Source organism: Streptomyces sp. CB01580 (genome assembly GCF_001905795.1).
Taxonomy (GTDB): domain Bacteria; phylum Actinomycetota; class Actinomycetes; order Streptomycetales; family Streptomycetaceae; genus Streptomyces.
Genome location: NZ_LIXJ01000004.1, coordinates 172036 through 192948, shown reverse-complemented (window position 1 = coordinate 192948; position 20913 = coordinate 172036). Strand labels below are relative to the sequence as shown.

Sequence of the window (20913 nt, the reverse complement as noted above, 5' to 3'; positions counted from 1 at the left end):
CCCCAAGACGCTTCGCCGGACGTCCCCCAAGACATCCTTGGCATCGCACTCTTAGACTCGCGAACCCATCAGATGGTTACCCTTAAATCGATGTGATCTAAGTCTCTTTGTGGAAGTTACGTGAAGGCACGCAACCGCAGGCTGTTCGTTACGACGAAGACCGATGAGAGCGCCATCGCCGCTCCGGCAATCATAGGGTTGAGCAGCCCAAATGCCGCAAGGGGCAGGGCGGCGACGTTATAACCGAATGCCCAGAGCAGGTTGCCCCTGATGGTGGTCAGGGTGCGCCGGGAGAGCCTGATCGCATCGGCCGCCACCTTGAGATCTCCACGAACGAGCGTGAGATCGCTCGCCTCGATCGCGGCGTCCGTGCCGGTACCCATCGCCAGGCCCAGGTCGGCCTGGGCGAGCGCCGCCGCGTCGTTCACGCCGTCGCCGACCATGGCGACGGAGCGCCCCTGGGACTGGAGTTCCTTGACGACGTCGACCTTGTCCTCGGGCATGACCTCCGCGTACACCGTGTCGATCCCGACCTCGGCCGCGACGGCCTCGGCCACCGCCCGGTTGTCGCCCGTCAGCAGGATCGGGGTCAGGCCGAGCGCGCGCAGTTCGGTGACGGCCTGCGCACTTGAGCTCTTGACGGCGTCGGCGACCTCCAGGACCGCGCGCGCCTCACCGTCCCAGGCGACCACGATCGCGGTACGGCCCCAGCCCGCCGCGTGCGCCACGGCGCCCGCCGGATCGGCGGGGATCCCGATGCCCGCCTTCGTGAGCAGTTGTTCGCGGCCGACGAGGACGGCGTGGCCGTCGACGATGCCCTGGACGCCGAGTCCGGGGACGTTGGTGAAGTCCTCGGGGGTGGGGAGGGGGGTGCCGGTGCGTTCGGTGGCGCCGGTGGCGACGGCCTGGGCGATGGGGTGTTCGGAGGAGTGTTCCAGGGCGCCGGCGAGGCGCAGGACTTCGGTCTCGGTGGTGTCCGTGGTGGTGTGGACGTCGAGGAGGGTCATGCGGCCGGTGGTGACGGTGCCGGTCTTGTCGAGGACGATGGTGTCGACGCGGCGGGTGGTCTCCAGGACTTCGGGGCCCTTGATCAGGATGCCGAGCTGGGCGCCGCGGCCGGTGCCGACCATGAGGGCGGTCGGGGTGGCCAGGCCCAGGGCGCACGGGCAGGCGATGATCAGTACGGCCACGGCGGCCGTGAACGCCGCCGTCACGTCGTCCGCGACGAGCAGCCACGCGAGCAGTGTGGCCAGGGCGAGCGCGATGACGACCGGGACGAAGACGGCCGAGATCCGGTCCGCGAGGCGCTGTGCCGCCGCCTTGCCGTTCTGTGCGTCCTCGACGAGCCTGGCCATCCGGGCCAGCTGCGTGTCGGCGCCGATCCGGGTCGCCTCGACGACCAGCCGGCCGGAGGCGTTCACGGTGGCCCCGGTGACGGAGTCGCCGACGCCCACGTCGACCGGGGCGGACTCCCCGGTGAGCATGGAGGCGTCCACGGCCGACGCACCCTCGACGACCGTGCCGTCGGTGGCGATCTTCTCGCCGGGCCGTACGACGAAGCGGTCGCCGACGACGAGACGGCTCACGGGAACGCGCACCTCCGTACCGTCGCGAAGGAGGGAGACGTCCTTCGCACCCAGGTGCATCAGCGCACGCAGGGCGGAACCGGCCTTCCGCTTGGAGCGGGCCTCCAGGTACCGGCCGAGCAGGATGAAGGTGATGACGCCCGCCGCGACCTCCAGATAGATGGTGGAGGAGGCCCCGTGGCGCGAGGCGATGAGGTCGAAGCCGTGCCGCATCCCGGTCACGCCCGCGTCACCGAGGAACAGGGCCCACAGGGACCAGCCGAAGGCGGCGAGGGTGCCGACCGAGACCAGGGTGTCCATGGTGGCCACGCCGTGCCGCAGATTGGTCCAGGTGGCGCGGTGGAAGGGCAGCCCGCCCCAGACGACGACGGGCGCGGCGAGAGCGAGGGAGAGCCACTGCCAGTTGTCGAACTGGAAGGCCGGGATCATCGAGAGCAGGACGACGGGGGCGGCGAGGACCGCCGACACGGTCAGGCGCTGCCGCAGCGCGGCGAGCGCGGCGGCGGCTTCCCGTTCGGCGGCGTCGGCGGGCCGCTCGGCGATGTCGGCCGATCGGACGGCGGTGGCGGTGGGCCGGCCAGGGGGGACAGCGGCCCGTTCCGGGACATGGGGCCGCCCGGTGACGTCGGCGGACCGGTCGGCTTCGGTGCCGGTCCGGGGCGTGGGAGGTGGTGCGGGGGCCCGTGCCGGGGCGGGGGAGGGTACGGGTCGTGCCGTGTAACCGGTCTTCTCGACCGTGGCGATCAGATCGGCGATCCCGGTGCCCGGACCGAACGACACCCGGGCCTTCTCGGTCGCGTAGTTGACCGTGGCGGTGACGCCGTTCATGCGGTTGAGCTTCTTCTCGACCCGGGCCGCGCAGGAGGCGCAGGTCATCCCGCCGATCGCGAGTTCGGCCCGGAAGTTCTCGGTCGCCGGTGCCCCGGCTTCCGTCGCGCTGTGCATGTCCGAAACTCCTGAAACGCCGACCGGGCCGTACCCCACCAGTATCTGCTGGCAGGTCCGGCCCGGCGACAACGCGGGTGATGCGGGTCGGCCCGGGGAGCGGCTTCGTCCCGGGCCCGTGGGTCAGGCCGTGGCGCCGACGAGCTCGTAGCCCGCCTCGTCGACCGCGGCGCGCACGTCCTCCTCTGACAGCGGGGCGTCGGAGACGACGGTCACCTGGCCGGTGGAGGCCACCGCCTTCACCGAGGTGACGCCCTTGATGCCGGAGATCTCCTCGGAGACCGCCCCCTCGCAGTGTCCGCAGGTCATGCCGGACACCTGGTAGACGGTGGTCACCGCGCCCGCCGCGGAGTCGCCGCCAGCGCTGTCGTGGCAGGAGCCGCTCGGCGAGCAGCAGGAGCCGGTGGCCTGGGGAAGCTGGGTCTCGGCGGTCATGGGTGTTCTCCTCTTCGACTCTTCGACTGCCACTCGTCAGCCGCGACGCTCCGGCCACGGCCTCCCGGTCGCGGCGGGCGCGAAACGGCATGGCATCGGGAACCCGGCGGGTCCGGTGGGCTCCGATACTCGCACTCTATACCCCTAGGGGGTATGAATGCGAGTGCCCCCGTCGACGGGCGAGTTCCACGGTGGACGTGTCGTCTCACATCGGGGGGTGGGGGAGCGGGTTCGTACGGCTCGGTCCCGCGTGCCAGAGCGCCGACCAGGTGGCCTCGGTGACCAGGCCGTTCGGCGCGAGCGGCGGATGGTCCGCCTGGAAGCGCTGCACGGCCAGGAAGGTCTGCGGCCCGAACCGTCCGTCGAGAGCGGACCACGGCAGATAGTGACGGTTGGCGAGCATGCACTGGACCTGGGAGACCCGGTCGCCCCGTTCTCCGTACACGGTCGGCGCGTCGCCGTCGTAGAAGGCACAGACCGGGCTGGAACCGGGCGGCGGCACCGGGTTCTGCGGGTGGGCCGATGCGGCCGGGGCGATCGTGAGGGAAGCGGCCAGGGATGCGGTCAGCGCGGCCACGGCCAGGGTGACGGCCCCCGCCGCCCTGCGCGTCCTGTCCGTCCCGCGTGTCCTGTCCGGCCTGTGTGTCCAGTGGGTCCTGCGGGACAGCAGCGTCTTCCGGGTCATGGTCGGTCGTGCTCCTCGTACGGTGCGGTGGGGTGCGCGACCGGGGCCGCGCACCGCCCTCTTGTCGAGGACAACACCGCGTAGCACCACGATGTCACTTCCCGGAACCGTTCGGCGTGTCAGCCGGCCCGGTGCGGTCCGGTCGGCGCGTCGTTCCCGGACGGGTCGGCCGGTGCGTCGTTCCCGGACGGGTCGGCCGGTGCGTCGTTCCCCCGCGGGCCGCCGCAGGAGCGGAGGTAGTCCCGGGTGCGGCGGGCAATGGGGAACGGCTTGTCGGGCGGGCACGGGTACATGTCCTGCTCGACGATGGCGAAGAGGTCGACGTTCAGGGCGCGGGCCGCGGCGAGCACGGGTTCCAGCGCGGGCACCCCGCCCGGCGGTTCGCACATCACGCCCCGCGCCACGGCGGGCCCGAACGGCACCTCGTCCGCCACCACCCGGGCCAGGACCTCCGGATCGACCTGCTTGAGGTGCAGATAGCCGATCCGCTCGCCGTAGGTCTTGATCAGTTCGACGCTGTCGCCGCCGCAGTACGCGTAATGACCGGTGTCGAGGCAGAGCGAGACCAGGTCGGGATCGGTGGCGTCGAGGAAGCGGCCGACGTTCTCCGCCCCGTCGATGTGGGTGTCGGCGTGCGGGTGGACGACGACGCGCAGCCCGTACCGGTCCCGTACCTCCCGGGCCAGCCGTTCCGTCTGGGTGGTGAGATCGCGCCACTGCTCCGCGGTCAGGTCCCGGTCCTCCAGGACCTCGCCCGTCCGGTCGTCGCGCCAGAACGCCGGGATGACCACCAGATGCCCGGCGCCCATCGCCCGCGTGAGTGCCGCGATGCCGGCGACATGCGACCAGGTCCGGTCCCAGACGCCCGGCCCGTGGTGCAATCCGGTGAAGACCGTCCCGGCCGACACCCTGAGCCCCCGGCGGCCGGTCTCGTCGGCGAGCCGGGCCGGATCGGTCGGGAGATAGCCGTACGGGCCCAGCTCGATCCACTCGTAACCCGCCTCGGAGACCTCGTCGAGGAAGCGCTGCCAGGGCACTTGCCGCGGATCGTCGGGGAACCAGACCCCCCACGAGTCGGGTGCCGAACCGATGCGGATGCGCGACGGAGCAGGTGCTCGGGAGGGAGAGACCATGCGGTCCAGGCTTCCGGGCCCCGGAACCTCTGTCAATCATTCGTCCTTATGTCCGGACATAGCGTTGACAGGGGGTCGGAGGGCCGTTAGACCTTGAACAGCCGTCAGCGCCGCCGGTCGAAGGGATGTGCACGCCCATGCCCGAGCCGAAGCCCGAGCCGTACGACGTGATCACCATGGGCCGGATCGGTGTCGATCTCTACCCCCTGCAGATCGGTGTGCCGCTGGCCCGGGTCGAGACGTTCGGCAAGTTCCTCGGCGGCTCGCCCTCCAACGTCGCCGTCGCGGCGGCACGGCTCGGCCGGCGGACCGCGGTGGTGACGCGCACCGGGCGGGACGCCTTCGGGGACTATCTGCGCCACCAGTTGCGGGAGTTCGGGGTGGACGACCGGTGGGCGACGCCCGTCGACGCGTACCCGACGCCGATCACGTTCTGCGAGGTCTTCCCGCCCGACGACTTCCCCCTCTACTTCTACCGCCACCCCAAGGCCCCGGACCTGGAGATCCGGACCGAGGAACTGGATCTCGACGCGATCCGGTCCGCGCGGGTCTTCTGGGCGACGGGCACCGGTCTGTGCGCCGAGCCGAGCCGCACCTCGACCCTTGCCGCGCTGCGCGCCCGCGGCCGGTCCGGCATCACCGTCTTCGACCTCGACTGGCGCCCGATGTTCTGGGGCGAGGCCACGGCGGACGCGGCCACTCCACCGGGCGCGGCCGTCGCGCCGAACGGAATCGGCCGGGCGCCGGACCCTCACGGTCGGTTGTCGGATGCCTCCGACCAGGTGCCGGGCGCCTCCGCTCGGGTGCCGGACACCTCCGGCCGGGTGGCGCATGCCGCCACCCGCTACCGCGAGGCCCTCGCACTCGCCACCGTCGCCGTCGGCAACCCCGACGAGTGCGCGATCGCGACCGGGGAGAGCGAACCGTACGCCGCCGCCCGCGCCCTGATCGCCGCCGGTGTCGAACTGGCCGTCGTCAAACGGGGCCCCGCGGGCGTGCTCGCCGTCCACCGCGACGGCACGGTCACCGACGTGCCCCCGTTGCCCGTCGAGGTGGTCAACGGCCTCGGCGCGGGCGACGCGTTCGGCGGGGCGCTCTGCCACGGGCTGCTCAAGGGCTGGGAGACCGCACGCATCATGCGGTACGCCAACGCGGCCGGGGCCATCGTCGCCTCCCGGCTCTCCTGCTCGTCCGCCATGCCGTTCCCGCACGAGGTCGAGGCGGTCCTGACCGAGGGGGCCGTCACCGCCCACCGCACCGGAGCCGCACCATGACGCGGCCACGCACCACCCCGTGCGTCGGGCCAGGCATCGGGTCGCGCACCGGCCCGGGCATCGGGCAGCACGTCGGCGAGCGACGGGCAGGGACGAGCAGGGAAGAGACATGACGACGGATGACGACGACGAACCGCGCCGCCACCTCGGCGCGGGCAGCACGGCGAGCGGCTCCTACACCCTCGACATCTCCCCGGAACGCGCCGGCTGGGACCGGTCCCGCCTGCGCGTGCTCGCATTGGAGCCGGGTGGAATTCACACGCTCGTCACCGGGGAGAGCGAGTGGATCGTCCTGCCGCTGACCGGTGGCTGTACGGTGCATACCTCAGGTGAGATCTTTGAACTGCTGGGCCGGGAAAGCGTGTTCAGCGGGGTATCCGACTTCGCCTACCTACCGCGCGACGCCCACGCACAGATCGCCTCCGGCGCAGGAGGCCGCTTCGCCCTGGCAGGAGCGAAGTGCGAGCGACGACTCCCCGCTCGCTACGGCCCCGCGCCGGAGGTCCCCGTGGAGCTGCGCGGCTCCGGGAACTGCTCCCGGCAGGTCAACAACTTCGCCGCCGCCGACACGTTCGAGTGCGACCGGCTGATCGCCGTCGAGGTCCTCACGCCCGGCGGCAACTGGTCGTCGTACCCGCCGCACAAGCACGACGAGCACCGCCCCGGCGCCGAGTCCGTGCTGGAGGAGATCTACTACTTCGAGGTGGAGCGCGACGGCCTCGGCTACCACCGGGTGTCGCCGTCCCGTCCCGGCGGTACGGACGTCCTCGCCGAGGTCCGCAGCGGCGACGCGGTCCTGATCCCCGACGGCTGGCACGGCCCGTCCATCGCCCCGCCCGGCCGCACGCTGTACTACCTCAACGTCATGGCGGGCCCGGGGGAGCGGGAGTGGCTCATCACCGACCACCCCGACCACGCGTGGATCCGCGACACCTGGTCCTCACAACCCGTGGACCCGAGACTTCCGTTGTACGGACCGGAGGCAGTCTCGTGAGCGCGTCAGCCACCCGACGGCTCACCACCGCCCAGGCCCTGGTGACCTTCCTGACCCGTCAGTACACCGAGCGCGACGGCCGCCGGCAGCGGCTGATCAGTGCCACCTGGGGCATCTTCGGCCACGGCAACGTCGCCGGGATCGGTCAGGCGCTCGTCGAGTCCGGCCGGTCCATGCCGTACTTCCAGGGCCGCAACGAACAGGCCATGGTGCATGCCGCCGTCGGTTACGCCCGCCAGTCCGACCGGCTCTCCGCGCATGCCGTCACCACGTCCATCGGCCCCGGCGCCACCAACCTCGTCACCGGAGCCGCCCTCGCCACCGTCAACCACCTCCCCGTCCTGCTCCTGCCCGGCGACATCTTCGCGACCCGGCCCGCCGACCCCGTGCTCCAGCAGCTCGAGGTCCCGTACGCGGGCGATGTCTCCGTCAACGACTGCCTGCGCCCCGTCTCCCGCTACTTCGACCGGATCACCCGCCCCGAGGCCCTGATCCCGGCCGCCCTCCAGGCCATGCGGACCCTCGCCGACCCGGCGGAGACCGGCGCGGTCACGCTGGCGCTGCCGCAGGACGTGCAGGCCCAGGCGCACGACTGGCCGGAGGAGTTCTTCGCCGAGCGCGTCTGGTACGTGCGCCGCCCCGCCCCCGACCCGTACGAACTCCAGCGGGCGGTACGGGCCGTGCGCGTCGCCCGCAGGCCGCTGATCGTGGCGGGCGGCGGTGTGCGCCACAGCGGGGCCGGGGAGGCCCTCGCCGCGTTCGCCGCCGCCACCCGCATCCCCGTCGCCTCCACCCAGGCGGGCAAGGGCTCCCTGCGCCACGACCACCCCGCCGACGTCGGCGGCATCGGCCACACCGGCACCGCGACCGCCGACGCGCTGGCCCGGCACGCGGACCTGGTGATCGGCGTCGGAACCCGCTACTCCGACTTCACCACCGCCTCCGCCACCCTGTTCCAGAACCCGGCGGTCCGCTTCCTCAACGTCAACATCACCGGCTTCGACGCGCACAAGCTCGGCGCCCTCACGCTCGTCGCCGACGCCCGTACCGCGCTGAAGGCGCTCGACGCGGAGCTCGCCGCGCACCACCATCGCGTCGACCCGGCCTACGAGACCGAGTACACCGAGGCCAAGAAGGAGTGGGAACGGCGGGTGACGGCCGCGTTCACCGCCGACGACCCGCACGCCCGCCCCACCCAGGCCCAGGTCCTCGGCCTCCTCGACGCGCTCGTCACCGAGGACGACGTACTGATCAACGCGGCCGGTTCGCTCCCCGGCGACCTGCACAAGCTCTGGCGGGCCCGTTCCCCGCACCAGTACCACGTCGAGTACGGCTACTCCTGCATGGGCTACGAGATCCCGGCCGCGATCGGGGTCCGGCTGGCCGCCCCCGACCGCCCCGTCTGGGCGCTCGTCGGCGACGGCACGTACCTGATGAACCCCACCGAGATCGTCACCGCCGTGCAGCAGGAGCTGCCCGTGAAGCTCGTCGTGCTCCAGAACCACGGCTACGCGTCCATCGGCGGCCTCTCCGAGACGGTCGGCGCCGAGCGCTTCGGCACCGCCTACCGTCACCGCGCCACCGACGGCACCTTCACCGGCCCGCCGCTGCCCGTCGACCTCGCGGCCAACGCGGGCTCGCTCGGCATGCGGGTGCTGCGCGCCAGGACCGTGCGCGACCTGCGCGAAGCCCTCGCCGAGGCACGGGCCTCGGACGTTCCCACTTGTGTCTACGTCGAGACCGAAACGGCAGACACAGTGTCGGGCCCTCCTCCGGCACAGGCGTGGTGGGATGTTCCCGTGGCTGAGACGGCCACCCGGCCGTCGGCCGTGAAAGCCCGCGAGACGTACGACCGGAATGCCGCCGACCGACGCCATCACCTCTGAAGCGACGACCGCCGCGGGGTGCCCGGAGCCCGCCCTTCCCGCCGGCCCCGTCCAGCCATCCGAAGACGCCACCGAACCCCCACCGAATGCCATCGAAGGAGCTCTGTCATGAAGACCGTCAACCACTGGATCGGTGGCAAGACCGTCGAGGGTGCGTCGGGCAACTACGGCCCGGTCACCGACCCGGCCACGGGCGAGGTCACCACCCGGGTCGCCCTCGCCTCCCCCGACGAGGTGGACGCCGCGGTCGCCGCCGCGAAGGAGGCCTACGCCACCTGGGGCACCTCCTCGCTGGCGACCCGCACCGCGATCCTCTTCCGTTACCGCGCGCTGCTCGACGCCCACCGCGAGGACATCGCCCGCCTGATCACCGCCGAGCACGGCAAGGTGCACTCGGACGCCCTGGGCGAGGTGGCCCGCGGTCTGGAGATCGTCGAGCTGGCCTGCGGCATCACCACCCAGCTCAAGGGCGAGCTGTCCACCCAGGTGTCCAGCCGGGTCGACGTCGCCGCGATCCGCCAGTCGCTCGGCGTCGTCGCCGGAATCACCCCGTTCAACTTCCCGGCCATGGTGCCGATGTGGATGTTCCCGCTCGCCGTCGCGTGCGGCAACACGTTCGTGCTCAAGCCCAGCGAGAAGGACCCGTCGGCCGCCATGCTGCTGGCCGAGCTGGCCGCCGAGGCCGGTCTGCCGGACGGTGTGCTGAACGTCCTGCACGGTGACAAGGTCGCCGTCGACGGTCTGCTGAACCACCCGGACGTGGCCGCGGTCTCCTTCGTGGGCTCCACCCCGATCGCCCGCTACATCCACGCCACCGCCTCCGCCAACGGCAAGCGCGTCCAGGCGCTCGGCGGGGCGAAGAACCACATGCTGGTGCTGCCGGACGCGGACCTCGACGCCGCCGCCGACGCCGCCGTCTCCGCCGCCTACGGCTCCGCCGGTGAGCGCTGCATGGCGATCTCCGCGGTCGTCGCGGTCGGCTCCATCGGCGACGAACTCGTCGCCAAGATCAAGGAGCGCGCTGAGAAGATCAAGATCGGCCCGGGCAACGACCCGTCCTCCGAGATGGGCCCGCTGATCACCGCCGCCCACCGCGACAAGGTCGCCTCCTACGTCACGGGCGCGGCGGCCCAGGGCGCCGAGGTCGTCCTGGACGGCAGCGGCTTCACCGTCGAGGGCTTCGAGAACGGCCACTGGATCGGCCTCTCCCTCCTCGACCACGTGTCCACCGACTCGGACGCGTACAAGGACGAGATCTTCGGCCCGGTGCTGTGCGTGCTGCGCGCGGAGACGTACGAGGAGGGCGTGGCCCTCATGAACGCCTCGCCGTTCGGCAACGGCACCGCGATCTTCACCCGTGACGGCGGTGCCGCCCGCCGCTTCCAGCTGGAGGTCGAGGCCGGCATGGTCGGCGTCAACGTGCCGATCCCGGTTCCGGTGGGCTACCACTCCTTCGGTGGCTGGAAGGACTCCCTCTTCGGCGACCACCACATCTACGGCAACGACGGCGTGCACTTCTACACCCGCGGCAAGGTCGTCACCACCCGCTGGCCGGACCCGGCCGACGCACCGGCCGGTGTGGACCTGGGCTTCCCCCGCAACCACTGATCCCCACTGCCCCGACCGCGGGCCCCGATCCCCCCGACCCGACGGCCCGCCCGGACACACCCCCTCCGTGTCCGGGCGGGCCGTCGCCGCGTTCCGGGGGCCGGGCGGGCCGTCGTTCTGTTCCGCGGTCGGGCGGGCCACGTGCTCCGGGCGGACCGCGTGTGCGTCCCAGCGGCTCACATGCGCCGCAGCCCCAGGTACTGCAGCGCCCCCATGCCCGCCACGGTCAGCCCCTGGAACACGATCCAGCCATTGCCGATCCCCGTCGCCGTCAGCGCGTCCACGAGCACGGTGACGACACTCGCCACGGCCCAGGCGGTGTTCAGGGCGATGACGACGGCGACCGCGCCCCGGTGGAGCTCGGCCCGGCGGGAGACGGACAGCAGCCACGCCGCGTACACCGTGAGGAACACGCCCACCGCGTACTCCACCGGACGCGGCACGCCGAGGAACGAGTCCAGGACCGTGGCGAGCGCGAGATAGCCGATGCCGTTGGCGCCGGTGAGGACCACGTCCGCCATGAGGGCCGTCCGGAGCAGTCCGTCGGTGCGGGCGGCGCCCGTCGTGCCCACCGTGTCCTTCGTGCCCGGTGTTGGGGCCGTACTCGCGTTTCGGTACGCCATCACTGGGTCCTCCTGTCGTTGTCACGCGGTCTGTCGTGTCGGGCCTTCGGCGAAGGCACGTGCCACATGAGGAAGGTACGGACGCACGCGGCACCCGCTCAATTACCTCGGAGGTCATGCGCGTGAACGCGCCGCGCATTTCTCTTATGACCGCGAGTGAAAAGAAGGCTTCTCGTGTGACGCAGGCCACGTGATATGTGCCACTCTTATCCCGATTTGGGGCGTTTGGCGTGTGGGGTGGGTCATGTGGCGGCGGTCACTATGAGGGCGGATAGTAGGCCGGCTCCGGACCCGTCTTCCCTGCGTTTCGCCGCTCTGCGCGGAAATCTCGGATCATTTCCTCGGGCACCTACGGTTCGTTTTAGTAAAAGGCCCTCGTTGACTTGGATTTCCTCCTCGCATAACAATTTTTGACATCACCCCCCGATCGAAGAGGAATTGCTGAATGCAGATCACTGCGATGCCCAAGAATTTCGCTCGTATGACCCGCACCAAGAAGACTTCTCTGGGCATGCTCGCGGCAGGCGCGGCGGTTGTCGCCGGTGCCGTCGCCGGAGCCCCGGCCGCCTCGGCCGCCACCCCGGCCCAGGCTCCCGCCGCCCCCACCCGGGCGAGTGGCGGCAACGTCGACGCCTGGATCAAGCAGGCGCTGGAGGTCATGCGGGCGAAGGGCATCCCGGGCTCGTACGACGGGATCCACCGCAACCTGATGCGTGAGTCCGGCGGCAATCCGAACGCCATCAACAACTGGGACTCCAACGCCGCCAAGGGCATTCCGTCCAAGGGGCTGCTGCAGGTCATCGACCCGACGTTCAACGCCTACCACGTCAGCGGGACGGCCAAGAACGTCTACGACCCGGTGGCCAACATCACCGCCGCCGCGAACTACGCCGCCCACCGCTACGGCTCCATCGACAACGTCAACTCCGCCTACTGAGCGGGGAAGCCGAAGAACGACCGGGGCAGGGGAGCCGTCATGGCTCCCCTGCCCCGGTTTTCGGCGTCGACGCCGTCGGCGCGGTGCAATTCGCTCGCGGCGTACGCCTCGCCGATGCTGTGATGGGGCCATGAACACCGCGACCGCTCCGGTCAGGCCGCAGCACGAGATCCGCGCCCTGTACACGGACACGACGATCACCGTCTATCAGGCGTACGCCCCGTTCATCGGGCAGCCGGCGGCGCGCGACGGGCGGTTCCCGGAGGCGTGGAAGCGCGACCGCATGACATGGATCAAGCCGAGCTTCCTGTGGATGATGTACCGCTGCGGCTGGGCCGTGAAGGAGGGCCAGGAGACCGTTCTGGCCGTCGAGATCGCCCGCGAGGGATTCGACTGGGCGCTGGCCCGCTCCGAACTCTCCCACTACGTGCGCGGAGTTCACGCCGACCGTGCCGCCTGGCAGGACAGCCTGCGCCGGAGCCCGGCCCGCGTCCAGTGGGACCCGGAACGCGATCTGCGCCTGGACCGGCTCCCGTACCGTTCGCTGCAACTCGGCCTGTCCGGCGAGGCGTCGCGACGGTACGCGGACGAGTGGACCGTCGCGATCCGTGACGTCACGCCGCTGGCCCGGCGCATCCACGAACACGTGACGGCGGGGCGGCTCGACGAGGCGGCCGGCCTCCTGCCGCGGGAGGTGCCGTATCCGCTGGGCGGGGTGCCGCTTCCGGCGGACCGGGCGCCCCTGGAGCAAGAAAGTGCAAAACGCCCATAGGGTACATAGGGGTGGTTATGCTGTGTGAATGATCCAGCACGCCATGCCCCTCGCCGCGACCGGTCTGAAGATCGACTGGACCAGAATGCCGACGTACAACACGATCATGTCGGTGGCGGCCGGCGCCGGACTGTTGCTCGTGGTGGCGCTGGGGCGTCAGTTGCTCACCTCCCGGCGCACCATCACGCCCGACGGCTGGGCACTGGCGTTCGGCGCCCTCGGCTTCACCCTCGTCACCACCGGCCTCCACATGACCCTGACCTGGCCGCTCGCCGGACAGGGCTTTCCGTTCGACAACGTGATCTTCGGCGAACCCGCGCTGGCCTTCGGCGTGTTCCTGCTCGCCGCCGCCTTCTACCTCTGGAAGCGCGGTGCCGAACTCCTCGGTGACGACGGCGTCGTCCGTACGGCCCGCGTGGCGTCACCCATCTCCGTATTCGTCTTCGGCATGGGGCTCGCCTGTTTCGGAATCGCCGCCGCGGGCTGGACGTACACCCTTTTTGCCGCCCCGCCCGAGGAGCCCATCTCCGGGGAGTTCGCGCAGTGGCCGATCCTGGAGGCGAGCTTCATGTCCGGGCTGTACGTACTGGTCGGCATCGGCGCGGTCCTCTTCCCGTTCGCACTGCGGCGCCCCAGGGGATGGATGAGCCCGGTCGTCGGAGTCGTCTGGGGACTGGCCGGAATCGCCTTCCTGCTCTTCGGCGGTCTGAACTACTTCACCCACATCGGACTCATCGTCAACACCATGTGATCACCGGGTACACGGTGGAACCGGTCCGGGGCTACTGGGGCCCCCATCCCGTCACGGCCACCACCTCGCGCGCGAGATCCGTGACCTTCCGGCCGTCCGTCGCCACACGCACCGTGTCCGTCGGTGCGTGTTCGTCCAGGAAACGGGCCCGGCGCATGCTGTTCGCCACCTCGCGGTCCAGTTCCGAGCCGATCTCCCGGCCCAGGAGCCGGCCGTACGTCGTGGTGTCGGTGGCGGTGAGCAGAACGCGGACGATCCGTACGTGCGAGCCCATCGCGTGCTCGAACATCGCCGCCGACTCCGGCAGCACGCTCACCGTGTTGGTGTAGACGAGCCGCCGGTACCCGAGTTCCGCGAAGTTCGACCAGACCGCCGCCAGATTGCGCTCGGTGATCCCCGCCCGGTGCGGATCGCCGGGCGGAGCCGGATGGACCTGCCCCATCAGATCGCCCTCCAGCACCGCGTGCGCCACCTCCGCCGCCCGCAACAGCGCCGACACCTCCCAGGCCACGGTCGACTTCCCCACGCCCGCGCGCCCGCCGATGAGCAATACCTCCGCCTGATTCATGTCGGCAGGGTGCCAGCCCGCGAAGGCCGCCGCCAGACGCCCGCCCGTGTCGGGCGTCCCTTCGATTCCTCGCACCGGCACCTGCCGCGCATTCCCGGCGCGCACCGCGTATCGCCCCGGCGTACCGCCTACGGAGTACGCCGGGCGGCGGCCGTACACCGGGCGGCGGCCGGAGACTTCCCCCTGACGGCTGCCCGCGCACGGCGGCCGTCCGCTTAGGGTCGGGAAGCATGGAGACCCCTCAAGCGCGTACGTCACGATGGCGGCTTCTGCTGTCCCGGGCCCGCCGGCGAGGGCGCGGGGGCGTGCGCGGCCGGTGGGCCGCGGGCCTCGCGGCGCTCGCCGTACTGGCCGCCGCCGGGACGTGGAACGCCGTGGCCGACGACGGCACCCCCGCCGTGCACCGCCAGGACCGGACGATGCGTGTCGACGGGGTGTCCCTGGACACCTCGTACTTCACCACGGGCGGCACGGAACGCCGCCCGGCCGTACTGATCGGGCACGGGTTCGGCGGCAGCAAGGACGATGTACGGGCGCAGGCCGAGCGGCTGGCCGGTGCCGGGTACGCCGTGCTGACCTGGTCCGCCCGGGGGTTCGGGAAGTCCGGCGGGGAGATCTCGCTCAACGCCCCCGACCGCGAGGTCAAGGACGTCTCCCGGCTGATCGACTGGCTCGCGGACCGGCCCGAGGTGCGGCTCGACGCCGAGGGCGACCCGCGTGTCGGCGTCACCGGCGCCTCCTACGGCGGTGCCGTCTCGCTGCTCGCCGCCGGGTACGACCGGCGCGTCGACGCCGTCGCTCCGCAGATCACGTACTGGAACCTGGCCGACGCGCTCTTCCCCGACGGGGTCTTCAAGAGGCTGTGGGCCGGGATCTTCGTCACCACGGGCGGCGGCTGCCAGAAGTTCGAGGAGCGGATCTGCGCGATGTACGAACGGGTCGCCGTCACCGGGAAACCCGACGCCGCCGCGCGCGCACTGCTCACCGAACGGTCCCCGAGCGCCGTCGCCGACCGGATCGCAGTGCCCGCGCTCATCGTGCAGGGCCAGTCCGACTCCCTCTTCCCGCTCGGCCAGGCGGACGCCATGGCCCGTGCGATCCGCGCCAACGGCGCACCGGTCGCCGTCGACTGGATCGCGGGCGGGCACGACGGCGGCGACCTGGAGGCCGACCGGATCCACGGCCGGATCACCGACTGGTTCGACCGCTACCTCAAGAACGACACGAACGCCGACACCGGCCCCGCCTTCCGCGTCACCAGGACCGGAGGCGTCGACTCCACCGACGGCGCCGCCCGCACGCGCGGGGCGAGCAGTGCCACGTACCCGGGACTGGCCGGCGACGGGGCGAGGACGATCGGCCTCGAACGGCGGACGCAGACATTCCGCAACCCGGCCGGGGCCAACCCGCCCGGCATCTCCGTCGTACCGGGCGTCGGCGGCGGGCTGACCCGGCTGTCCTCGCTCGGTGTCGGCCTCTCCATGGACTTCCCCGGACAGTACGCGCGCTTCGACTCCGCGCCGCTGGACGGGCCCGTGCGCGTCACCGGCTCCCCGACCGTGCGGATGAACGTGAGGGCGGACCACGGCGACGCCGTGCTGTTCGGCAAGGTGTACGACGTATCGCCGGACGGCAGGCAGCAGGTGCTGCCCGCGCAGCTCGTCGCCCCCTTCCGCATCACCCCGGACCGGCAGGGCCGGGACGTGGAGCTGACCCTCCCCGCCATCGACCACCGGTTCGACGCGGGGCACCGGCTCCGGCTGGTCCTCTCCGCGACCGATCTCGGCTACGCCTCACCGGCCGAACCTGCGACGTACACCGCGACCGCCACCGGACCGCTCACCGTCCCCACCACCCCCGCCCTGAGGACGGCGGCGGCCGCGCTGCCCCGGTGGACCTGGGGGCTCCCGGCAGCCGCCGCGGTGATCGCCGCCCTGCTGCTGTCCATCGCCCGCCGCACCCCTGGCTCCGGCACCCGGCGCACCACGCGCCCGGCGCCCGGCACCGCACCCGACCCGGCACTCGCCGCCGTCCCCCTCCGCATCACCGGCCTGTCGAAGAGGTACGCCAAGTCGGCCGCCAGGTATGCGGTGAAGGACCTGTCCTTCCAGGTCGAGAAGGGGCAGGTGCTCGGACTCCTCGGCCCCAACGGCGCGGGCAAGACCACCACCCTGCGCATGCTCATGGGCCTGATCACACCGGACGACGGCGAGATCCGCGTGTTCGGGCAGACCGTCCGGCCGGGCGCGCCCGTGCTGTCGCGCGTCGGGGCGTTCGTCGAGGGAGCCGGATTCCTGCCGCACCTGTCCGGCCGCGCCAATCTGGAGCTGTACTGGGCGGCCACCGGCCGCCCCGCCGAGGACTCCCGCATCGACGAGGCCCTGGAGATCGCCGGGCTCGGTGACGCCCTCGCCCGCGCCGTCCGCACGTACTCGCAGGGCATGCGGCAGCGGCTGGCCATCGCCCAGGCCATGCTCGGAATGCCGGACCTGCTCATCCTCGACGAACCGACGAACGGGCTCGACCCGCCCCAGATCCGCGAGATGCGCGACGTGATGATCCGGTACGCGGCCGGGGGCCGTACCGTCATCGTCTCCAGCCATCTCCTCTCCGAGGTCGAACAGTCCTGCACCCATCTCGTGGTCATGGACCGGGGCCGGCTCGTCCAGGCGGGCCCGGTCGCCGAGATCACCGGCTCCGGCGACGTGCTGCTGGTCACCGCCGCACGCGAACTGCCCGACCCCCTCGTGGAGAAGGTCGCCGCGCTGCCGGGGATCGGCTCGGCCACGCGTACGGACGACGGGCGGGGACTGCTGGTACGCCTCGACGGGACCAGCACCACGACGTCCGATCTGATCGCCGAACTGGTCCGGCTCGACGTGCCGTTGACCGGCGTCGGGCCGCACCGCCGCCTGGAGGACGCGTTCCTGACCCTGATTTCCGGAGGCTCCGCATGAGTGCCACAGGCGATGCCACAGAGACCGGCGCGACGATCGACGTGCCGGACGCATCCGAAGCGTCCGGTGCATCCGGTGTGTCCGGTGCGCGCGATGCCGGGGACGGGGCGGGTGCGCCCGGCTACCGCGCCCGGCGCACCCTGCCGCTGCGTGTCGAGGCGGTGCGCCAACTGCGCAGACGCCGCACGCTGTTCATGGGCGCGGTGCTGGCCCTGCTGCCGTTCGTCCTGATCGCCGCGTTCGCGATCGGCGGCACGCCGTCCTCGCGGGGCGGCGGTGGCGGACGGATCACCCTGATGGACACCGCGACCGCGTCCGGCGCGAATTTCGCCGCGACCTGCCTGTTCGTGTCCGCGGGGTTCCTGCTCGTGATCCCGGTGGCACTGTTCTGCGGCGACACGGTGGCGTCCGAGGCCAGTTGGTCCTCGCTGCGCTACCTGCTGGCGGCGCCCGTGCCCCGGGCCAGGCTGCTGTGGAGCAAGCTCGTCGTGGCCCTCGGCTTCAGCCTGGCCGCGATGCTGCTGCTGCCGCTCGTCGCCCTGGCCGCGGGGACCGTCGCGTACGGGTGGGGACCGCTCCAGCTCCCCACCGGCGGCGCGCTCGACGCCACGACGGCGATGTCGCGGCTGGCGCTCGCCGTCGCGTTCGTCTTCGTGTCCCAACTGGTCACCGCCGGGCTGGCGTTCTGGCTGTCGACGAGGACCGACGCCCCGCTGGGCGCCGTCGGCGGGGCGGTCGGGCTGACGATCGTCGGCAATGTGCTGGACGCCGTCACCGCGCTCGGTTCCTGGCGCGAATTCCTGCCCGCGCACTGGCAGTTCGCGTGGGCGGACGCGCTCCAGCCCGAACTCGAATGGGGCGGCATGCTGAAGGGGGCGTCGGTCTCGGTGGCGTACGCGCTGGTCCTGTTCGCGCTCGCGTTCAGGGGGTTCGGCCGCAAGGACGTGGTGTCCTGAGCCCTCGCCCGCACCGCGGCCGGGTTCGGTAGCCGGACCGGAAGCCGGAACTCGCGATCGGGAGCCGGGAACCGGCGGTGCGGGCCGTTCGTACGGGAGCCGGCTGCGCGGGCCGCTCCCGCGGAAACCGGCTGTGCGCGCCGCCCGCCGTGGCCATGATGGAGGCCATGCCCTCCCTCTTCCTGATACTCGCGGTGATCACGACCGGTATCTACGCCGGATTCCTGCTGACGTTCCTGGTCGCGATCATGCCGGGCATCGCGCTGCTGCCGGACGAGCGGTTCGCGGACGCGATGCGCCGCTTCAACGAGAAGGTGCCCGGCCCACTCTTCCTGGTCCTTTTCGTCGGGGTGGTCGTCCTCCCGGCGGCCGTGGTCGTCACCGCCTTCGGGAGCGGCGCCGGGACCGGCCACGCGGAACGGGCGTGCGCGGTGGCGGCCCTGGCCTGCGCACTCGGCAGCCACCTCGTCACGATCGCCGGGAACATCCCGCTGAACAAGGCGCTCGCGGAATCCGAGGACGACGGCGACGACGGGGCGGCCCGCGCGGCGTTCGAGGCCCGCTGGAACGGCCTCCACCGCATCCGGACCGCGCTCTCCCTCGTGGCGTTCGTCCTGCTGACCGCGATGGCCGTCGTCTGAGGGCGCCGCCCCGTGATCCGTGGCGGATCGGCGCGCGGCGTCGGATGTGGTGCCCCGCAGGACGGAGGGGCGTCCGCGTGGAGGAGCTGTGACGGTCACGGAGGGCGCGCAACCAACGCGTCCGGCCGCCGGTCCGAGTCAGTGGAGTGCCGGTATTCACATCCGATATTCACGCCCGAACAAAGGAATCCACGTGACATCCCGCGTCCTCGGAACCGCTGCCGTTCTCGGAACCACTGTCGTCCTCGCCGTCACGGCCGCGACCGCCGCATCCGCCGTGCCCGTCGAGACCGTCGCATCCCCGCCCGGCGCGTCCGCCCCCGCCCAGCCGCCGGGGCGGAACGACTTCAACGGGGACGGCTACCCGGACGTGGCGTTCACCGCGCCCGGTGCCACCGTCGACGGCAAGGCCGGGGCCGGTTACGTGGGCGTCGTGTACGGATCCGCGAGCGGTCCGAGGACCTCCACCAAGCAGGTCCTCACCCAGAACTCGCCCGGCGTCCCGGACGGGGCCGAGGCCGGTGACGCGTTCGGCAGCTCGCTGGTCTCCGCCGACCTGGACCGGGACGGGTACGACGACCTCGTGATCGGCGCGCCGGGGGAGTCGGCCGGCACCACCGAGAAGGCCGGCTCGCTCACCGTGATCTGGGGCGGCCCGCAGGGTCTGTCCGGCGGTGCCACGCTGCTGACCGGTGACGAGCAGTATTGGGGGATCGGCACCAGGACCGCCGTGGGCGACTTCGACGGCGACGGGGCCGTCGACATCGTCGCCCTCGGACGCGGACGCGGCGACACGCACGTCCTGTCCGGCCCGTTCGGGCGCGACGGCAGTCCGGCGGCCCCCGTCAGGGTGATCCGCGACATGGACGACCTGCGCTACCTCGACATCACCGCGGGCGACTTCGACGGCGACGGCCGCGACGACCTGGCCGCCGTGGTCCACGACGGCGACGAGTACGACGCCCGGCGCATCCTGATCCGCAAGGGCGGTGCCACCGGCCCGAGCGAGAAGTACACCGTCGTCAACCGCGCGGACGGTTCCCGTCTCCAGGGCGGCGAGACCATCGCTGCGGGCCACGTGAACGGCGACACGTACGCCGACCTCGTCGTGGGCCGCCCGGTCGACGGCTACGACAGCGACGTGGACCTCCCGCTCGCCAAGGGCGGCATGATCACCTACGTGCCGGGCGGTCCCACCGGCCCGCGGGGGGACCGGGCCCGGGTCCTCAACCAGGACAGCCCCGGCGTCCCGGGCGCCGCCGAACGGTCCGACGGATTCGGAGCCTCCGTCTCCATCGGGGACGTGAACGGCGACGGCTACGGCGACATCGCCGTCGGCGTACCCGGTGAGGACCTGGGCACGACGAAGAACGCGGGTTCGGTCCTGGTCCTCCCCGGCACCGCGTCCGGCCCCACCGGAAAGGGCACGGTGGGCTTCAACCAGGACACGGCGGACGTCCCCGGCGTCGCCGAGCCGAACGACCGCTTCGGCGCCGCCGCGACCCTGGTCGACGCCAACCGCGACGGCCGCGCGGAACTGTTCGTCGGCGCCCCCGGCGAGAACGCCGACGCGGGCTCCCTCTGGGTGTTTCCGACCACGGCCTCCGGCCCGACCGCCAAGGGGTCGTTCACCTTCGGCCACGGGACGCTGGGCACCACCCCGACGAATGCGGGGCTCGGCTCGTCGTTCAACCGCTGACGACCGCTCGTCGACATGACCGGTCGCCCGTCGACGCGACCGGCCCCGTCCCCGGACGCGACCGGTCCCGCCGCTCCCCGGCGTGACCGGTCGCGCAGCGGGATCAGGCCTTCTTGACCACGCCGGACTTGAGCTGCATGGCTCCGAACCCGTCGATCCGGCAGTCGATGTCATGCCCGTCGACCCCGTCGACGAGCCGGATGCCGCGCACCTTCGTACCGGCCTTGATCCCGGACGGGCTGCCCTTGACCTTGAGCGCCTTGACCACGACCACGGAGTCCCCGTCCTTCAGCACATTGCCGACGGAGTCCCTGATCACCCGCTCCCCGGAGGCGCCCTCGTCCTGGGCGTCGCCCTCGGCGGGGACCCACTCGTGGCCGCACTCGGGGCACACCACCAGGGCGTTCATCTCGTAGGTGTACTCGCACGAGCACTTGGGACAGGGCGGCAGATTCTCGATCAC

The 20913-nt window shown here is 71.8% G+C and carries 18 protein-coding genes; 11 read left to right on the top strand and 7 right to left on the bottom strand.

What is annotated here, in order from left to right; all coding sequences use genetic code 11:
* Positions 1-116 precede the first annotated feature (116 nt).
* The 4 genes from AMK22_RS08930 to AMK22_RS08915 all read right to left on the bottom strand — a co-directional run bounded on the left by AMK22_RS08930 (position 117) and on the right by AMK22_RS08915 (position 4784).
* Positions 117-2531, bottom strand: a complete 2415-nt coding sequence (locus AMK22_RS08930) for a heavy metal translocating P-type ATPase (protein WP_073783124.1) — start codon at positions 2529-2531, stop codon at positions 117-119.
* A gap of 123 nt (positions 2532-2654) precedes the next feature.
* The gene (locus AMK22_RS08925; protein ID WP_073783122.1) at positions 2655-2966 is read right to left on the bottom strand and encodes a heavy-metal-associated domain-containing protein; all 312 of its coding nucleotides are present in this window, start codon (positions 2964-2966) and stop codon (positions 2655-2657) included.
* A 205-nt stretch (positions 2967-3171) separates the two neighbouring features.
* Positions 3172-3651: a peptidoglycan-binding domain-containing protein gene (locus AMK22_RS08920; protein ID WP_079185997.1), complete on the bottom strand. Its 480-nt coding sequence runs from the start codon at positions 3649-3651 to the stop codon at positions 3172-3174.
* A 119-nt stretch (positions 3652-3770) separates the two neighbouring features.
* Positions 3771-4784, bottom strand: a complete 1014-nt coding sequence (locus AMK22_RS08915; RefSeq protein WP_242433887.1) for a sugar phosphate isomerase/epimerase family protein — start codon at positions 4782-4784, stop codon at positions 3771-3773.
* Between the two features lie 137 nt (positions 4785-4921).
* Between AMK22_RS08915 and iolC the strand changes: the two genes are divergently transcribed.
* From iolC to mmsA, 4 genes are all read left to right on the top strand, one after another.
* Positions 4922-6058 (top strand): 5-dehydro-2-deoxygluconokinase, encoded by a 1137-nt coding sequence (iolC, locus tag AMK22_RS08910; protein ID WP_073783120.1) that lies wholly within the window; start codon positions 4922-4924, stop codon positions 6056-6058.
* Positions 6059-6167: 109 nt separating this feature from the next.
* The gene (gene iolB / locus AMK22_RS08905) at positions 6168-7052 is read left to right on the top strand and encodes a 5-deoxy-glucuronate isomerase (protein ID WP_073783118.1); all 885 of its coding nucleotides are present in this window, start codon (positions 6168-6170) and stop codon (positions 7050-7052) included.
* Entirely contained in the window at positions 7049-8938 is a 1890-nt protein-coding gene (gene iolD, locus AMK22_RS08900) for a 3D-(3,5/4)-trihydroxycyclohexane-1,2-dione acylhydrolase (decyclizing) (protein ID WP_073783116.1), read from the top strand. The genes iolB and iolD overlap by 4 nt, the downstream gene beginning before the upstream one ends.
* A gap of 108 nt (positions 8939-9046) precedes the next feature.
* Positions 9047-10546 (top strand): CoA-acylating methylmalonate-semialdehyde dehydrogenase, encoded by a 1500-nt coding sequence (gene mmsA / locus AMK22_RS08895; protein ID WP_073783114.1) that lies wholly within the window; start codon positions 9047-9049, stop codon positions 10544-10546.
* Positions 10547-10722: 176 nt separating this feature from the next.
* Here the strand turns inward: mmsA and AMK22_RS08890 are convergent, their stop codons facing one another.
* Positions 10723-11169, bottom strand: coding sequence for a hypothetical protein (locus AMK22_RS08890; protein ID WP_242433886.1), 447 nt, complete (start codon positions 11167-11169; stop codon positions 10723-10725).
* A gap of 445 nt (positions 11170-11614) precedes the next feature.
* On the opposite strand from AMK22_RS08890, the gene AMK22_RS08885 reads away from it, so the two are divergent.
* The 3 genes from AMK22_RS08885 (at position 11615) to AMK22_RS08875 (ending at position 13629) form a co-directional block, all read left to right on the top strand.
* On the top strand, positions 11615-12106 hold the full coding sequence (locus tag AMK22_RS08885; RefSeq protein WP_079185996.1) for a transglycosylase SLT domain-containing protein: 492 nt from the start codon (positions 11615-11617) through the stop codon (positions 12104-12106).
* 130 nt (positions 12107-12236) lie between these two features.
* Entirely contained in the window at positions 12237-12878 is a 642-nt protein-coding gene (locus AMK22_RS08880; RefSeq protein ID WP_073783112.1) for a DUF4291 domain-containing protein, read from the top strand.
* A gap of 28 nt (positions 12879-12906) precedes the next feature.
* The gene (locus AMK22_RS08875; protein ID WP_073783111.1) at positions 12907-13629 is read left to right on the top strand and encodes a DUF981 domain-containing protein; all 723 of its coding nucleotides are present in this window, start codon (positions 12907-12909) and stop codon (positions 13627-13629) included.
* Between the two features lie 31 nt (positions 13630-13660).
* Here AMK22_RS08875 and AMK22_RS08870 read toward each other — a convergent pair whose 3' ends face one another.
* Positions 13661-14197, bottom strand: a complete 537-nt coding sequence (locus AMK22_RS08870; RefSeq protein WP_073783549.1) for a hypothetical protein — start codon at positions 14195-14197, stop codon at positions 13661-13663.
* A 230-nt stretch (positions 14198-14427) separates the two neighbouring features.
* Here AMK22_RS08870 and AMK22_RS08865 point away from each other — a divergent pair, with 230 nt between their 5' ends.
* The 4 genes from AMK22_RS08865 to AMK22_RS08850 all read left to right on the top strand — a co-directional run bounded on the left by AMK22_RS08865 (position 14428) and on the right by AMK22_RS08850 (position 20450).
* On the top strand, positions 14428-17154 hold the full coding sequence (locus tag AMK22_RS08865; RefSeq protein ID WP_073783109.1) for an alpha/beta fold hydrolase: 2727 nt from the start codon (positions 14428-14430) through the stop codon (positions 17152-17154).
* Positions 17151-18110, top strand: a complete 960-nt coding sequence (locus AMK22_RS08860; RefSeq protein ID WP_079185995.1) for an ABC transporter permease — start codon at positions 17151-17153, stop codon at positions 18108-18110. The genes AMK22_RS08865 and AMK22_RS08860 overlap by 4 nt, the downstream gene beginning before the upstream one ends.
* A 167-nt stretch (positions 18111-18277) precedes the next feature.
* Positions 18278-18751 (top strand): DUF1772 domain-containing protein, encoded by a 474-nt coding sequence (locus tag AMK22_RS08855; protein ID WP_073783545.1) that lies wholly within the window; start codon positions 18278-18280, stop codon positions 18749-18751.
* A 193-nt stretch (positions 18752-18944) separates the two neighbouring features.
* Entirely contained in the window at positions 18945-20450 is a 1506-nt protein-coding gene (locus AMK22_RS08850) for an FG-GAP-like repeat-containing protein (RefSeq protein ID WP_073783107.1), read from the top strand.
* Between the two features lie 103 nt (positions 20451-20553).
* On the opposite strand, the gene AMK22_RS08845 is transcribed toward AMK22_RS08850, so the two are convergent.
* Positions 20554-20913, bottom strand: coding sequence for a zinc ribbon domain-containing protein YjdM (locus tag AMK22_RS08845; RefSeq protein WP_073783105.1), 360 nt, complete (start codon positions 20911-20913; stop codon positions 20554-20556).

Bases quoted from the DNA above. Each gene is read 5' to 3' on its own strand.
- AMK22_RS08855 (WP_073783545.1), top strand. From the start codon at position 18,278: ATGCCCTCCCTCTTCCTGATACTCGCGGTGATCACGACCGGTATCTAC.
- AMK22_RS08930 (WP_073783124.1), bottom strand. From the start codon at position 2,531: ATGCACAGCGCGACGGAAGCCGGGGCACCGGCGACCGAGAACTTCCGG.
- AMK22_RS08875 (WP_073783111.1), top strand. From the start codon at position 12,907: ATGATCCAGCACGCCATGCCCCTCGCCGCGACCGGTCTGAAGATCGAC.
- AMK22_RS08870 (WP_073783549.1), bottom strand. From the start codon at position 14,197: ATGAATCAGGCGGAGGTATTGCTCATCGGCGGGCGCGCGGGCGTGGGG.
- mmsA (WP_073783114.1), top strand. From the start codon at position 9,047: ATGAAGACCGTCAACCACTGGATCGGTGGCAAGACCGTCGAGGGTGCG.
- AMK22_RS08925 (WP_073783122.1), bottom strand. From the start codon at position 2,966: ATGACCGCCGAGACCCAGCTTCCCCAGGCCACCGGCTCCTGCTGCTCG.
- AMK22_RS08865 (WP_073783109.1), top strand. From the start codon at position 14,428: ATGGAGACCCCTCAAGCGCGTACGTCACGATGGCGGCTTCTGCTGTCC.
- AMK22_RS08880 (WP_073783112.1), top strand. From the start codon at position 12,237: ATGAACACCGCGACCGCTCCGGTCAGGCCGCAGCACGAGATCCGCGCC.
- AMK22_RS08915 (WP_242433887.1), bottom strand. From the start codon at position 4,784: ATGGTCTCTCCCTCCCGAGCACCTGCTCCGTCGCGCATCCGCATCGGT.
- iolC (WP_073783120.1), top strand. From the start codon at position 4,922: ATGCCCGAGCCGAAGCCCGAGCCGTACGACGTGATCACCATGGGCCGG.
- iolB (WP_073783118.1), top strand. From the start codon at position 6,168: ATGACGACGGATGACGACGACGAACCGCGCCGCCACCTCGGCGCGGGC.
- AMK22_RS08890 (WP_242433886.1), bottom strand. From the start codon at position 11,169: ATGGCGTACCGAAACGCGAGTACGGCCCCAACACCGGGCACGAAGGAC.
- AMK22_RS08885 (WP_079185996.1), top strand. From the start codon at position 11,615: ATGCAGATCACTGCGATGCCCAAGAATTTCGCTCGTATGACCCGCACC.
- AMK22_RS08920 (WP_079185997.1), bottom strand. From the start codon at position 3,651: ATGACCCGGAAGACGCTGCTGTCCCGCAGGACCCACTGGACACACAGG.
- AMK22_RS08860 (WP_079185995.1), top strand. From the start codon at position 17,151: ATGAGTGCCACAGGCGATGCCACAGAGACCGGCGCGACGATCGACGTG.